This is a genomic window from Sphingomonas sp. G5 (genome assembly GCF_052660795.1).
The window spans coordinates 1,220,622-1,233,728 of record NZ_CP109660.1 but is presented as its reverse complement, the minus strand read 5'-3'; the positions used below and the strand labels follow the sequence as shown (position 1 = coordinate 1,233,728).

The window sequence follows — 13,107 nt, the reverse complement described above, 5'->3', positions numbered from 1 at the left end:
GCGGTATCGCGGGATTCCTGCGCGCCGTCGGTCAGCGCTCGAGAGCGCGAAGAGAGTCGTCCACTCGGCGAAGGACCATGGGGCCCTTCTCGCTCAACTGCGAACGAGCCGCCGGATCGTTGCGGAAGTACCGGACGACGGTCGCCACCTGATTGGGGTCTGAGCCGAGCGCGAGCATCGGTGCCTCGACGCGCGGGCCAGCCCCCGCGGCGATGAGGTGAAGCTTGGCGACCGGACCCGAGCCGACCCCGACCTCGGCGAGCTCATCCCACGACCAGTTCACTCGACCTCTACCCCGGATGCCTGTGAGACCTTCCGGCGTCAGATGCAGACCGGCGGGCTCGCGCAGACGCAGAGCACTCACGACGAGTACGCCGACGCCGAAGAGGCCCAGGGCATAGGGCGCGCGGGTCAGGAGGAACGACGGCATGGTTGCAAGGTTCCCGGCATCCACCACGATCTGGGCGATCGCGGGAAGAAGGAGCAGCGCTCCCCACACGAAGGGCACCGCGGTCGCCGCCGGAGCCGGACGGAACCAGATTCCGGATGCCGACTGGTCGACGCGCAGGAGGCGTTCCTGGATCGTGCGGAAAAGCACATGCAGGCACGCCGCCGCCCCGAGGATGGTGAGGGTCAGCGCTCCCATCATCAGGCGCAGCCCGACCCGGTCGTCGGCGACCGCCATGAGGACGGGGAGGACGGCGAACAGAATGACGACGGCGACGAGCCAGGTGGGGCGCCGACCATTCGGGAAGACGGGGATGCGCGGGTCGGTGGACGGAAGTCGGGGTGACATCGTGCTGATGGCCACGGTCAGTTCGCTCCTTGAGACGGCTGCGATCGGGGGGACGGGGGAACATACCCTTCCAACCTCGCCTGACGCCCGGTGAAGAAGTCGTCGACGGTTTCGCGTGAGTCCAGGGGGACCGCGGCCTCCCACAACCACCTGGCACCGGCTCCAATGGCAAGGCCGCCGATGACCGTTCCGCCGATGACCCACCCGACCGGGTTGCTTCCGAGGGCGGCTGCCGCAGCTCCACCGGCCGCCGCACCTCCGGCACCGCCGGCCATGCCTCCCGCGATCTCCGCGATGCCGGAGCTGAGCGAACCGCCCTCTGCGACATCAGCGGCGAGGGAGACGACGTCGATCACGTTGCCGGCGAGCTTCTGGACGACGGCAAGTCGCCCGCGCCTATCGGGATCGTCCGCGAGAGGCAGGTAGAGAGCGGGTGGCACGATGACCTCGCGCCGCATCGTGTCTCCGCCGTTTCCGACGAGCGACATCAAAGATCCCCGATCGCCGAACGTCTAGCCAGACTAGTGCGGCCGTGAAGGATCGCCCGTAGGTTGCCCGTGGACACTCCTGCGAACGCATGGGCAAGAAATCGGGAATGTCCACGCACATCTCTACGCTGTGCTCAGGGGCACGGCGGAAGGCGGCAGACATGCAAGGACTCGAAATCACGGTTCTGCTGGGATTGGCGATGCTCGTGGGCACCGTCCTGGCTCCCCGACTGCGCGTCGCGACACCGCTCGTGCTGCTGGTCATCGGCCTCGCTCTCGGCTTCATCCCCGAGCTCCGTCAGATCGAGCTCCCGCCCGAGACCGTTCTCCTGCTCTTCCTGCCCGTCATGCTGTTCCGCGAGGCGTGGACGACCTCTCTGAGGTCGGTGCGCCGGTCGCTGCGCTACATCATCCCGATGAGCACCCTTCTCGTCGTGGCATCCGCTTTCGCCGTCGCCGGGGTCGCGACCTGGATGGGGGTGCCGTGGGAGGCAGCCCTCGTGCTCGGTGCGGCAGTCGCTCCGCCCGACGCCACGGCCGTCGCAGCGCTCGGACGTCTGTTGCCCGCCAAGACCTTCATGAAACTCAAGGCCGAGAGCCTCACCAACGACGGCACCGCGCTCGTGCTCTACGCGATCGCCGTCGCTCTTCTGCTCGGCGATCAGATCACGCCGCTGCAGATCACCGGCATGGTGCTGCTGTCGTACCTCGGTGGCGCGGCGGCGGGTATCGCGGTGGCGGCGGCCGCCTTCTTCGCCCTGCGCCGCATGCAGTCGACGCTCACGATCAACCTCACGATGGTGCTCGTCCCGTTCGTGTCATTCCTCATCGCCGAACTCGTCGAGGCCTCAGGGGTGCTCGCCGTGGTGTTCGCGGGTCTGATCATGGCGTGGGTGTCGCCGCGCATCACCACCGCGATGTCGCGACGAGCGGCGGATGCCACGTGGCCCTTCGGCGTCTACCTGCTCAACGGTGCGCTCTTCGTGCTGATCGGGCTCGAGGTGCAACTCGTGCTGCACGAAATTTCCGGGTCGGAGATCGGTCTGCTGCTCCTGGTCACCGTTGCGGCGTGGATCGCCCTCTTCGTGGTGCGGTATCTGTTCCAGTGGCTCTTCTCGCCGTTCTCGCGACCCGCCGCCGGATCGTCACGCTCGCTGCGGCATCGATCTCGCGTGGTGAGTACGGTCGCGGGATTCCGCGGCGCTGTATCGCTCGCGATCGCCCTGTCGGTGCCGGTCACCACAGCCGAGGGCGCGCCCGTGGGGGGTCGCGACGCCATCGTGTTCGTCACGGCGGGTGTGATCGTGCTCACCCTGCTCGTCCAGGGCCCCCTGCTGCCCGCCGTGATCCGGTGGGCGAAGCTTCCGAACGACGACGCCGCGATCGAGGAGTACGAGCTCGCCGAGCGCGCGATCTCGGGTGCCGCCCTCGCGGCCCTCGACGATCTGGCGACCGAGCACGGCATCAGCGATCGCGTGCGCGACCGTGCGCGACGCGAAGGCTACGAGCGTCTCGAGCTGGCGAACGCCCGCGCCATCGCGCGGCAACGCGCGATCGAAGAGCGTGACCTCGCCGAGCTCGACGCGTCGCTCGGCGATGACCCCTCATCGACGGGACCGGTGCCGCCGGATGGTCCCGAAGCCGAGCGTCGCCGCGCGGGCGCCGACAGCACGGCGGACAGCCCCGACGAGGCAGCGGCCTTCACCGGGCCCCTGCAGATGATCGCCGTGAGCGACGACATCGACGTCACCCAACGTTCTCCTCTGCTACGCCACAAGGAAGCGCAACGACTGCGGCTTGCCGTCCTCGAGCGCAAACGCGAGGTGCTGCTGCGCCTACGCCGCGAGGGAACGATCGACGACCTCGTCGCGCGGAAGATCCTCGCGGGCCTCGACCTCGAGGAGATCCGCACGCGGGGGCTCGAGAAGGCGAGCGAGTAGGGGGATCGGCGGGATGTCCCGCGTCGTAATCAGCCTCCGACGGGACGGAGCACGTCTGCTGCGCGGTTGAGCGCCGCCTCTCCCCCGGTCTCGAGCACACCGCGCTCTTCGGGATGGTCGCGGAAAAAACGGACGATCGCCGCGACCTGATGGGGATCTGCGCCGAGGTAGCGCATCGAACACGTGACCGGCACGTACCCGTCGATCATCGTGAGCGACAGCGTCGCGGGCGGCGGCCCGGTGACCGTGACCTCGCCCACCAGGTCCCACGGCCCGTCGGCGTCGCCGCGCGCGCGGGTGCCCTGCAGGCCGTCGACTGAGCCAGGCGCTCGCACGCGGATGAGACGATTCTCATCCTGTTCGACGGCTTTCCGACCTAACCTCGTCTGTGGATAAGTGACGATTGCCGCGCGTTGTGGAGGAACGTCTGCCGCGTGTGGCCTGGGGTGGGGGCGCAGCGTGTACGGATCACCGGAAGAGACGCTCGCGCGGATCGAAGAAGATACGCGTCGGGCGCAGGAACGCGGCGAGAAGCTGCCCATGCTCCAGGCCGCGATCGCGGATGTACGGGCGAAAGCCGTGGCACGCACCCGGGACATCTCGGTCGAGGTGGACGCGGCGGGGGTCATCCGTGACCTCGAGATCGCGGACTCGGCGCTCGACCGCGGGGGCCGACGCGTCAGCGCCGAGGTGATGGAGCTGGTCGCGAAGGCGACGAAGAACGCCCGCGTTCGCACCCTGGAGGTGACCACCGAGATCATGGGCGAATCCGACCCCATCGTCGGCGTCGTCGCCGCGGAGCTCATTCCCGACCAGGAAGACGACGGAGTGACGCGCCGAGGAGGGCTGCGATGAGCCAGCAGATCCGGATGGATTCGGACATTCTGCTGCAGCACGCCTCGCGCGTGCAGCAGCTGGCCTCGGATGCTGCCGAGGCCGCATCGGCGATTCAAAGCGTCAACCTCGGCGGAGGGGCGTTCGGCGTTCTCTGCGCCTGGATCGTTCCCCCTGTCGGAATGGTGTCGGGGGCGGTCTCTCAGCACATCAGCGGCGCGGAGGGCGTACTCGAACGCACGGGGCAGGAGTTACGCGGAGTCGTCGCCGACTTCGACACGTTCGAAGAGACCGTCATCCAGGTGACGAAGCACCTCGAGGGAGGCCTTGGATGAGCAACTCGCTCGTGGCGGCTCCCGTGGACACGACGTCCGCGTTCTCGGGCGCGTTCCTCATCACCGACGGGCAGGCTCTGGCCGATGCCATCCAGAGTGGTAACTGGGTCGAGGGAGGGATCGCGGGATTCTCGGCCGCGATGGACACCGTCGCCGCCGTGATGGACCCCATCGGCACGCTGATCGCCAACGGCCTGGGGTGGCTGCTCGACCACATCGAGCCGCTCAAGGGGTGGCTGAACGATCTGACCGGAAACGCGGCCGAAGTGCAGGCATTCGCCGCGACCTGGAGCAACGTGGGCGCCCGGATGAGCGAGCTCGGCGTCACCGCGCAGAACCGGCTCGCTGACCTCGACGGACTGTCGGGTGAGACCATCACCGCGTACACGGCGCACGTGCAGGGGCTGTCGCAGCACCTGACGACGTCGGGCCAGTGGGCGGGGGCGATCTCGACGGGACTGTCGATGGCGTCCTCTCTCGTGCAGATGACCCACGATCTCGTGCGAGACGCCATCAGTCAGATCGTCGGCATGGCGATCTCGGCCGCCATCACCGCGGTCGCGACGGTCGGCCTCGCGACACCCGTGATCGCCGCGCAGGTCGGTTCGCGGGTCTCTGCGCTTGTGCCGCGCATCAGCAAGACCATCACCACGGTCGTCAACGCCTTCACGAAGCTGCGCGGGCTCGTCGACGAGCTGAGTGGCATGGCGGGCAAGGCGCTGCAGTTCCTGACGAAGTGGGCCGGGGGCAACAAGGGCTCCAGCACGGTACACGCCGCGGAAACTGCAGCCGAGAGCCTCGTGCGCCATCCGACTCAGTTGAACGTCGACTTCACGTACAACCCGAAGCACAGTCGCCCCGAGTGGGATCGTCAGATCACCAACGCTCAGGACGTCTTGGACAACACGACGTTCGAGACATGGCTGCAGCGAAGGGATGAGTTCACGGGGGACCGCTCGAGCGCAGTGAAGGCCGAACAGGCCGCGGTGAGAGAGGTCGCCCTGAGTGACGCGATCGCCCAGCGCGTGCGGTCTGGCATGCCGTACGACGAGGCGGAGCAAGCTGCCCTTGAGTGGATGAAGTCTCAACATGCCATCCATCGGTTGGATGCTGTGGCTGGCGGGGATCCCCTCGACTTCGACGGAGTCGGGGATGCCGCTGTCAACTCATCAATCGGTTCTCAGTGGCGGTCACGCGTCCCGGATCTCGAGCAAGCGGTTAGAGACATCGCTGCGACTATGACGCCGGAGCAACTCCGGAACACCCTCCTCAACATCAAACTCGGCGGATAGGATTTCGATGATGAGTGTCGAACTGTTTAGAGATTTCGTGCCGGTTGCCCCGGTTCCCGAGGCGGTCATCGACCGATACCGCCCGTCGGTAGAGCCGGCTCTCGTCGAGCTGTGGCAGGCGCAAGGATTCGGCCTGGCTGCCGACGGGTTCCTGCGCGTGGTGAACCCGGATTACTACACCTCGATGATCGGAGAATTTCTTCCCCGGTCGGACATGATTCCGGTCCTCGCCACGGCCATGGGGGACGTGGTGGTCTCGTTCGACGGGAAGTACCGCGTCCTGCAGTTCCGCTATGCCCGGGCCACCGGCGGAGTCGGATCGAGTCTGGACCTCATCGGACTGTTCGCAGCCCAGGAGAGCTGGCTCAACAGATTCATGGACTACGCGCCGTACGCCGAGGCTGCCGTGACGTATGGCTCACTCAACACCCTCGAGGATTTCGATTACATCTATGCGTACAAGCTTCCGTTGCCTGCAGGAGGTCCAGAAGGGGTCGAGTACCTGACCCGTTCCCGCATTTTCGAGCACATCGCGTTCACCACGCAGCTAGCGGGGCCGATTCCGTTTGCGAGTTGATCATCGATCTCTTCGCAACCGCCTCTAGGGAACCCGCACACACCTTCTTTTCACTCTTTCGCCCCGGCGACGCTCAAAAGGTGGACGCGAGAGGACGTGGGCTCCTGCTGCAGGCACTCGCCAATAAAGACCTGCCGAGTAGATACAGCCTCGGCCACTTCTTGCTCGACGAGGGCGCCCCCCTCACGGCTGGTGATGGTGGGGCAACCGCTCTTCACGTCCTCTTCGGTCAGGTCTCCCACGACGTCGGAGAAGACGCGCGCATCGCGCGACGTCTGATCGATGCCGGCGCCGATATCAACGCGCTGGACGAGAACGGACGCGTCCCTTTCCTCGAAGTCCTCAACATGAAGTACAGCGACGAGGACCTGAATCCGATCTACGACCTGTGGTTCGAGCGTGAAGATGCCGATTTCACGTTGGTATCGGTACACGGAGTGTCCCCGATCAGTTTCGCCAAGAAGCTCCCGTTCCGCGGCTCCGTCGTGGACCGGATGGAGAGCTATGTCCGCGCGCATTCGCGATGACGTGACCCCTCAAACGCATGTCGTCTCCGCGGCCGCGTCGCACTGCGTCGGTCGTCGCTAGCGGGCCTGCCCGAGGAGAAACTCATGGACATTTTTCTCACCGCCTACCTGAGGCCCGTCGCGGACTTCCTTGCGACGTACCGAACCGGAGACGCCACCCGGCTTTCCCCTCTGACCGCCGCCACGAAGCTGCCCTATCGGAGCGCGATCCTGGCTCGGATGAACGAGCATCTGCGCGACCATGCCTGATGTCGACCGGACCGAAGAATCCCGGCACGCCCCTTCACGGATCCGCGTGAAAGCCATGCTCGTCGTCCCTCACCCTGGTTCACCGGCCCACCTTGTGAGCGCCCACGCCCCGACCCTCGAGAACCCGCGGGGCTTCCATCGCCTGATCGGCGGCAGCGTCGAATTTGGCGAAACGCATCGCGAGGCGATCGTCCGCGAGGTCGAGGAGGAGCTCGGTGCGCGCATCACGGATCTGACCTACCTCGACACGGTCGAGAGCCTCTTCCGCTCCGACGGCGAGAGGGGTCACGAGATCGTCGCGCTCTACTCCGGTGGACTCGATCCCTCGCCCGGAGAGCACGGCGGCAGCCTCACCGAGTCCGACGGCTCCGTGGTGCCGGTGGTCTGGCGACCGATCGATGCCGAGACCGATGCCGTTCCCCTCTACCCCGCGGCCGCGGAGCGTCTGGTTCGATCCGTCCTCACCCGCAACGCGCGGTGAGCCTCACCCTGCGGCCCCCGTGCGCCGACTCAATCGAGCACGAGCTCGATGTTCCCGTGATCCCGGAACACCCGCACCACCAGCTCGAAGTACGTCTCTCCCACGCCCGCCTCGAGCGCGTCGAGGGCGCGTTGAGCGGTGGCCACGGAATACACCTGCGGCCGAGCGAGCTTCGCGCGGTAGTACTCGCGGGTGGCCTCCACCCCCAACGCTTCTCGAGCGACGTCCGAGCGTTCCCACACCACCCGCACCGGTTCCGCCCCGTCGAGCACCCCGAACCCGCCGTACAGCAGGTCGTCGAGGGCATCCAGGCTCTCCCCCAGCGTCCAGTCCTCGTCGGGCATGAACACGCGGTTCAGTTCGGAGTACAACGAAGGGATGCCGTGGACCGCCGCACCGTCGATCTCGATGGTGCGCGGGGTCATGGCATCCCTCGTCCGGAGCCGGCGAAGACCGCCGGAGTGACGCCCAACACCCGGCGGAAGTGACGCGTGAGGTGGGCTTGATCGTGAAAGCCCGTGCGGGCGGCGACCTCGGCAGGCCGGCCGCCGTCGACGAGCATGCGGCGCGCGGCGTCGACCCGACGCGTCACGAGATAGCGGTGCGGGGCGATGCCGTAGGTCTGCGAGAACACGCGCACCAGGTGGCTGGGGTGCGCGTGCAGTTCACGGGCGGCGTCGGCGAGGGTGAACGACTCCCCCCACCGGTCGTCGAGGAACGAGCGCAATCGCCTCGCCAACGGCACATCGGCAAACACCGCCGCCTCCGACCCCGCGTGCGACAGCACGGCCTCGCGTACGGCGATCAGCCAGTGCTCGGCGGCGAGTTCATCTCCGGGATGCCGAAGCGCCGCGTGGATCCTTTGTGCTGCGGCCACCGCCGAGTCGCGGGCGAGGGTCGGCCGTCGCGCGATACGAGCTGCCGTCGCTTCGGACAACCAGTCGCCTGACAGGTACAGCACGCGCTTGCGGTACCCCTCGCCCGCGCGCGCCGGACGCCCGTCGTGCGGGATGCCCGGAGGCAGGAGCGTGACCGCCGCGGGCACCGCCTGATGCGCCGCGCCGTCGAGACCGTACGACACGGCCCCGCGGTCGACGAGCATGACGGCCCAGTCGTCGTGCGTGTGCACGGGATAGGCATGATCGAGATCGGCGTGGTACGTCTCGCGCAGGAACGGCACCTCGGGATGCCAAGCCCGTACGCGATCGACCATGCAAGAAACGTACAAGACGCCTCCGACACCGCGGGCCGAAGCTGGATCCATGACCGATGTGATTGACCCGCCCCGTTTCGACACGAAGGTGGTCGTCTTGCTCGCAGCCGACCTCGCCGCGTGGCAGGAACTCAACGTGACGGCTTTCCTGATGTCGGGGATCGCCACCAGCGCCGACGGCCTCCTCGGAGAGCCCTACCGCGACGCCGACGGCACGACCTACCTGCCGATGCTGCGCCAACCGGTCATCGTGCTCACGGGCGACAGCGACGCCCTGTCCCGAGCACGGGCCAAGGCCGCCGCACGCGACGACGTCGCCCTGGCGATCTACACCCGCGAGCTCTTCGGGACGTCGCACGACGCCGCCAACCGCGCCGCGGTCGCCGCCGTGACGGCATCCGATCTCGATCTGGTCGGCATCGCCGTGCGCGGGCCGCGCAACGTCGTCGACCGGGTGGTCAAGGGGGCGACGTTCCACGCGTGAGGGGACGACGAAGGGCCGGACGCCCACGGCATCCGGCCCTCTCGTGCGAACCCCGCTCGGAGGTTCCGGACGACTAGTTGCCGCCGTTGATCACCGACAGGTACGAGCCGAAGGGGCGCGCGGTGTCGAGATCGGCGAAGTCGTCGGCAAGGCCCTCGTGAGGCGTGTTCTCGTTCTTCATGGATCAAGTGTCCGCGAGAGGCCCTCGCCGCGGAGGGCGCTTGACAACCGCCTAATATCTCGCCTAGCTAACTACTCGTCCCTCGAGAGACTGGATGCGCTGCTCGAGGAACGCGATGTAGTCGGCCATGTAGGCGAGCTTCGCCTCGAGCCGGTCGAGCCGCGGACTGATGTGGGCCTGGTTGGAGTGCAACGGGGTCTTGAGGGGCACGTCGGCGTCGATCTTGGCGAGCACGGTGCGCAGCGGATTCGAGCCATCGGCGGCATTCGTCATGGCGCCAGCGTAAAACGCCTCACGCACCCACGGGCTGATCCGTCCCTGCCAGCGCAGGCGCGAGCATAATGATCGCCGCGCCCACCAGCGCGACAGCCGAGCCGACGTAGTCCCACACCGTGGGTCGGAACCCGTCGACGACGATCCCCCACGCGAGCGAGCCCGCGATGAACACCCCGCCGTACGCGGCGAGCACGCGCCCGAAGTTCGCCTCGGGCTGCAGAGCGGCGATGAACCCGTAGGCGCCGAGTGCCAGGATGCCGAGCAGCCCGAGCCACCAGCCGCGGTTCTCGCGAACGGCCTGCCAGACGAGCCACGCGCCACCGATCTCGGCGACCGCGGCTAGAGCGAACAGGATCACGATGCGCGCGGTGGTCATCGCGACATTATCGGGGGTGTCGCTGCGGCTCCCCTCGTGACCGACCGGGTTACGCCGGAAAACCGGCAGATGACGGGTGCGAAACATTTGAGACGTGTGCGATTCACGGGCGCTACGGTTCCCCTCAGGAGGCATCCATGACTCGACCCCGCACGGTGACCCACACCTACACGCTGGCGGGCGGCTGGCAGAAGACGCACCACGCACCCTTGACGGCGGAACTCGCCGAGAACCTGCGCCGCTCCGGCGTCACCATGGTCCGCGCACGCCGAGGGATGTTCGACAGCCGCGAGATCTCGCTTCGCGACTACCCACCGCGGCGAGCGGAGGCGCCCGTCGTCCCACGCTGAGAATCGTGAGGGAGCGGGGCGGAGACGGCCGACCGCCGAGGCCTCCCTCCCGAGCTTCGACGTGAGGACCACCCGTCCCGGCGAGGGAGTGCGCGCATGATCCGCACATGAGCCTCCGGGTCAGTGCGCCTCGCTGCGGACGCGCGGCTGCTCCCCGTCGAATCTCGCTCGAGAGATCGAGTCCGGGTCCCAAGAACCCCCCTCGAATCGACACTCGGAGAACGTCGCCGCACCGAAATCCGACTGCGTGACGACCGTGTGCCGGAACCGGCAGTCGACGAATGCTGCCTGTCGCCACTGCTGTCCCGTGAATCGGGCACCTTCGAAGTCGCACCCGCGGAACACCACACCGCGACCCCCGCTCGTCGTGGTCGCCCGCAGGCTGCCCTCGAAATGCGCACCCGCGAAGGTGCAGTGGTCGAACACGGCTCTGTCCATGAGGACATGGCGGATCTTCGTCTCGACGAACAACGTGTCGATCACCCGCGCCCCCAGCATGGTGGCGCGCTCGATCGTGGAGCGGGTGAAGTCGCACGCCGAAATGGTGGCGTCGTTGAACGTGCTCCCGAGACGCGCGAAACGGAAGTCGACGCGTTCGAGATGGGAACCGCGCATCCACGCGCTCCACAATTCGGGAGCCGCGGTGATGTTCAGGGCGACGCCGGCGAGATCAGTGCCGCGCAACTCCACCGGGGTCGCTGTGTCCAGGAGCGTGTCGATGAGGTCCTGGCGATCGATCCGGTAGTTCTCCCGTTTCCAGCGCCGACGGAGCTCACCGATCTCTTTCGTCGTGATCGCCACCACCCGATCATACGAGCGAGAACAGTCAGCGACCGGGACGGAGCAGCCCGCTCTCGTACGCCGCGATCACAAGTTGCGCGCGATCGTGAGCCCCGAGCTTGAGCATCGTGTTCTTGACATGCGATTTCGCCGTGTGCGGCGAGATGAACAGCTCCCCGGCGATCTCGTCGTTCGAGCGTCCGCGGGCGACGAGCAGCAGCACCTGGCGCTCGCGATCGGTCAACGCCTCGAGCGACGCAGGCGCGCCCACCCGCGCGGGCGCCGCGCGCACCCAGGTCTCGATCAACGCGCGCGTCGCCGCCGGCGAGAGGAGGGCTCCGCCCTCGTGCACCGCCAGCACGGCGCGGACGATGTCGTCGGGCTCGGCACCCTTGCCGATGAACCCGCTGGCCCCGGCGCGCAGGGCCGAGACGACGTACTCATCCTCTTCGAAAGTGGTCAGGATGAGCACGCGGGTGTCGGTGAGGGCCGGGTCGGCGCAGATCACCGCGGTGGCGTCGATGCCGTCCATCCGCGGCATCCGGATGTCGCACACGACCACATCGGGTCGGAGGCTCCGGGCGAGCGCGACAGCCGCTTCGCCGTCGGCGGCCTCGCCCACGACCGTGATCCCTTCGGCCGCGTCGAGCAGGTCGCGGACGGCGGAGCGGATGAGCGACTGATCGTCGACGACGAGGACAGTGGTCACGGGGCGGTCTCCGAACGATCGGGGGCGGGGAGGGGAAGACGCGCCGCCAGCCGGAAGCCGCCGGGGGCGACACCGGCGGCGAGCTCGCCGCGCACGGCGTCGACGCGCTCGCGCAGGCCGAGGAGCCCGAACCCCGATGTCGGCGGCGCGTCCTCGGGGTCGGAGACGCGATCGAGCGGGTTCGTCACCACGATCTCGAGGGCACCTCGGTCGCGACGCATCAGGACGTGCGCGCGGCGCGCGGCGCCGTGCTTCACCGCGTTCGTGAGGCCCTCTTGCACGACGCGGTAGGCCACGATGCCGATTCCGATCGGGATGCCGGAGGCCTCGGCATCCGTTCCGATCTCGTCGCGCACCACGACGTCCCACCCCGCCACACGCACCGACTCGACCACCTCGGGAACGCGCGCGAGCCCTGGTTGCTCGAGCGCCGCGGCCTCGTCGGGAGCGCGGAGCACGCTGAGCATCGCCCCGATCTCGCCGAGCACGTCGCGCGAGGTGGTGCGGATGGTGGCGAGCGCCTCGCGTGCCTTCTCGGGCCGCGTCTCGAGCGACGACGATGCGACGCCCGCGTTGAGGCTGATCACCGAGATGCGGTGCGCGACCGCGTCGTGCAGGTCGCGAGCGATGCGCAGGCGCTCCTCGGTCACGCGGCGGCGGGCCTCGGCCTCGCGGGTCTCTTCGGCCCGTCGTGCCCGTTCCTCCACCGCCTCGACGTACGCGCGTCGCGATCGGGATGCGTCGCCGACCGCGCCAGCAAGCGCGAGAGCGAGGGCCACCTGCAGAAAACGCGTGTCCGTGCCGGTGACGAGCGTGATCGCGATGCTCACCCCCGCCACGATCGCCACGGCCACGAGACCGGCCGGGACCGACACCCGGCGGGTCGTGCGCTGGGCGACGGCGTACATCGAGACGATCAGCGCGAGGGTCGCACCGGGCGAGAGGGTCCCCAGGCTCAGCGCCCCCAGGTACAGGGCCGCGCACGCGGCGAGCGCGACCCGAGGACGCACGCGTCGCAGCGGCAGCACCGCGGCCGGAAGCAGCACCAGAACGAGGGCGAGAGTGTTGGCGGGGCGCATCTCGGCGACGGGGATCGGTGCGAACGCGGGTCCGACGATGAGGAGGGCGAAGCCGAGGTCGACGAGCCACGGACGCGCCGACCGCAGCGCGCGGCCCGCGGGCATGGTCGATCCGGGGGCGCTCACCCGACCAGTCTGTC

At 68.1% G+C, this 13,107-nt stretch carries 20 protein-coding genes; 10 read left to right on the top strand and 10 right to left on the bottom strand.

The annotated features are described in order from the left end of the window. Positions 1-31 precede the first annotated feature (31 nt). The gene (locus NE358_RS05960; protein WP_289942356.1) at positions 32-811 is read right to left on the bottom strand and encodes a hypothetical protein; all 780 of its coding nucleotides are present in this window, start codon (positions 809-811) and stop codon (positions 32-34) included. A 2-nt stretch (positions 812-813) separates the two neighbouring features. Beyond that, on the bottom strand, positions 814-1,284 hold the full coding sequence (locus NE358_RS05955) for a hypothetical protein (protein ID WP_289942353.1): 471 nt from the start codon (positions 1,282-1,284) through the stop codon (positions 814-816). 161 nt (positions 1,285-1,445) lie between these two features. Between NE358_RS05955 and NE358_RS05950 the strand changes: the two genes are divergently transcribed. Beyond that, entirely contained in the window at positions 1,446-3,224 is a 1,779-nt protein-coding gene (locus tag NE358_RS05950) for a Na+/H+ antiporter (RefSeq protein WP_289942351.1), read from the top strand. Between the two features lie 29 nt (positions 3,225-3,253). On the opposite strand, the gene NE358_RS05945 is transcribed toward NE358_RS05950, so the two are convergent. Beyond that, on the bottom strand, positions 3,254-3,559 hold the full coding sequence (locus tag NE358_RS05945; RefSeq protein ID WP_289942348.1) for a hypothetical protein: 306 nt from the start codon (positions 3,557-3,559) through the stop codon (positions 3,254-3,256). 124 nt (positions 3,560-3,683) lie between these two features. Here NE358_RS05945 and NE358_RS05940 point away from each other — a divergent pair, with 124 nt between their 5' ends. From NE358_RS05940 to NE358_RS05910, 7 genes are all read left to right on the top strand, one after another. After that, a complete protein-coding gene (locus NE358_RS05940) occupies positions 3,684-4,079 on the top strand; it encodes a YbaB/EbfC family nucleoid-associated protein (RefSeq protein WP_141375691.1) in 396 nt (131 codons plus the stop codon). After that, positions 4,076-4,393: a hypothetical protein gene (locus tag NE358_RS05935; RefSeq protein WP_141375689.1), complete on the top strand. Its 318-nt coding sequence runs from the start codon at positions 4,076-4,078 to the stop codon at positions 4,391-4,393. The genes NE358_RS05940 and NE358_RS05935 overlap by 4 nt, the downstream gene beginning before the upstream one ends. Next, positions 4,390-5,685: a polymorphic toxin type 15 domain-containing protein gene (locus NE358_RS05930; RefSeq protein WP_141375687.1), complete on the top strand. Its 1,296-nt coding sequence runs from the start codon at positions 4,390-4,392 to the stop codon at positions 5,683-5,685. Before NE358_RS05935 ends, NE358_RS05930 begins: the two co-directional genes overlap by 4 nt. Before the next feature lie 10 nt (positions 5,686-5,695). After that, a complete protein-coding gene (locus NE358_RS05925; RefSeq protein ID WP_170210601.1) occupies positions 5,696-6,262 on the top strand; it encodes a GAD-like domain-containing protein in 567 nt (188 codons plus the stop codon). Continuing rightward, on the top strand, positions 6,259-6,789 hold the full coding sequence (locus tag NE358_RS05920; protein WP_141375683.1) for an ankyrin repeat domain-containing protein: 531 nt from the start codon (positions 6,259-6,261) through the stop codon (positions 6,787-6,789). The genes NE358_RS05925 and NE358_RS05920 overlap by 4 nt, the downstream gene beginning before the upstream one ends. A gap of 84 nt (positions 6,790-6,873) precedes the next feature. Next, complete coding sequence (locus NE358_RS05915) at positions 6,874-7,038, top strand: hypothetical protein (protein ID WP_170210600.1); 165 nt, start codon at positions 6,874-6,876, stop codon at positions 7,036-7,038. A gap of 94 nt (positions 7,039-7,132) precedes the next feature. After that, on the top strand, positions 7,133-7,519 hold the full coding sequence (locus NE358_RS05910) for an NUDIX domain-containing protein (protein ID WP_218026315.1): 387 nt from the start codon (positions 7,133-7,135) through the stop codon (positions 7,517-7,519). 29 nt (positions 7,520-7,548) lie between these two features. Here the strand turns inward: NE358_RS05910 and NE358_RS05905 are convergent, their stop codons facing one another. Both NE358_RS05905 and NE358_RS05900 read right to left on the bottom strand, forming a co-directional pair. Then, entirely contained in the window at positions 7,549-7,944 is a 396-nt protein-coding gene (locus NE358_RS05905) for a barstar family protein (RefSeq protein WP_103210577.1), read from the bottom strand. Then, positions 7,941-8,732 (bottom strand): helix-turn-helix transcriptional regulator, encoded by a 792-nt coding sequence (locus NE358_RS05900; RefSeq protein ID WP_141375679.1) that lies wholly within the window; start codon positions 8,730-8,732, stop codon positions 7,941-7,943. Before NE358_RS05900 ends, NE358_RS05905 begins: the two co-directional genes overlap by 4 nt. 49 nt (positions 8,733-8,781) lie before the next feature. On the opposite strand from NE358_RS05900, the gene NE358_RS05895 reads away from it, so the two are divergent. Beyond that, positions 8,782-9,216 (top strand): DUF2000 domain-containing protein, encoded by a 435-nt coding sequence (locus NE358_RS05895; RefSeq protein WP_289942332.1) that lies wholly within the window; start codon positions 8,782-8,784, stop codon positions 9,214-9,216. Positions 9,217-9,460: 244 nt separating this feature from the next. Here NE358_RS05895 and NE358_RS05890 read toward each other — a convergent pair whose 3' ends face one another. Beyond that, on the bottom strand, positions 9,461-9,670 hold the full coding sequence (locus NE358_RS05890) for a hypothetical protein (RefSeq protein ID WP_289942330.1): 210 nt from the start codon (positions 9,668-9,670) through the stop codon (positions 9,461-9,463). Between the two features lie 19 nt (positions 9,671-9,689). Further along, the gene (locus NE358_RS05885; protein ID WP_289942327.1) at positions 9,690-10,049 is read right to left on the bottom strand and encodes a YnfA family protein; all 360 of its coding nucleotides are present in this window, start codon (positions 10,047-10,049) and stop codon (positions 9,690-9,692) included. A 137-nt stretch (positions 10,050-10,186) separates the two neighbouring features. Here NE358_RS05885 and NE358_RS05880 point away from each other — a divergent pair, with 137 nt between their 5' ends. Continuing rightward, positions 10,187-10,399: an alternative tryptophan synthase beta-subunit gene (locus NE358_RS05880; RefSeq protein ID WP_103210564.1), complete on the top strand. Its 213-nt coding sequence runs from the start codon at positions 10,187-10,189 to the stop codon at positions 10,397-10,399. Positions 10,400-10,519: 120 nt separating this feature from the next. Here the strand turns inward: NE358_RS05880 and NE358_RS05875 are convergent, their stop codons facing one another. From NE358_RS05875 to NE358_RS05865, 3 genes are read right to left on the bottom strand one after another with little or no spacing between them, the layout of a single operon-like run. Continuing rightward, entirely contained in the window at positions 10,520-11,200 is a 681-nt protein-coding gene (locus tag NE358_RS05875; protein ID WP_289942323.1) for a pentapeptide repeat-containing protein, read from the bottom strand. A 25-nt stretch (positions 11,201-11,225) separates the two neighbouring features. After that, a complete protein-coding gene (locus NE358_RS05870) occupies positions 11,226-11,888 on the bottom strand; it encodes a response regulator transcription factor (RefSeq protein ID WP_289942320.1) in 663 nt (220 codons plus the stop codon). After that, the gene (locus NE358_RS05865; RefSeq protein WP_289942317.1) at positions 11,885-13,093 is read right to left on the bottom strand and encodes a sensor histidine kinase; all 1,209 of its coding nucleotides are present in this window, start codon (positions 13,091-13,093) and stop codon (positions 11,885-11,887) included. The genes NE358_RS05870 and NE358_RS05865 overlap by 4 nt, the downstream gene beginning before the upstream one ends. Positions 13,094-13,107: the final 14 nt, after the last annotated feature.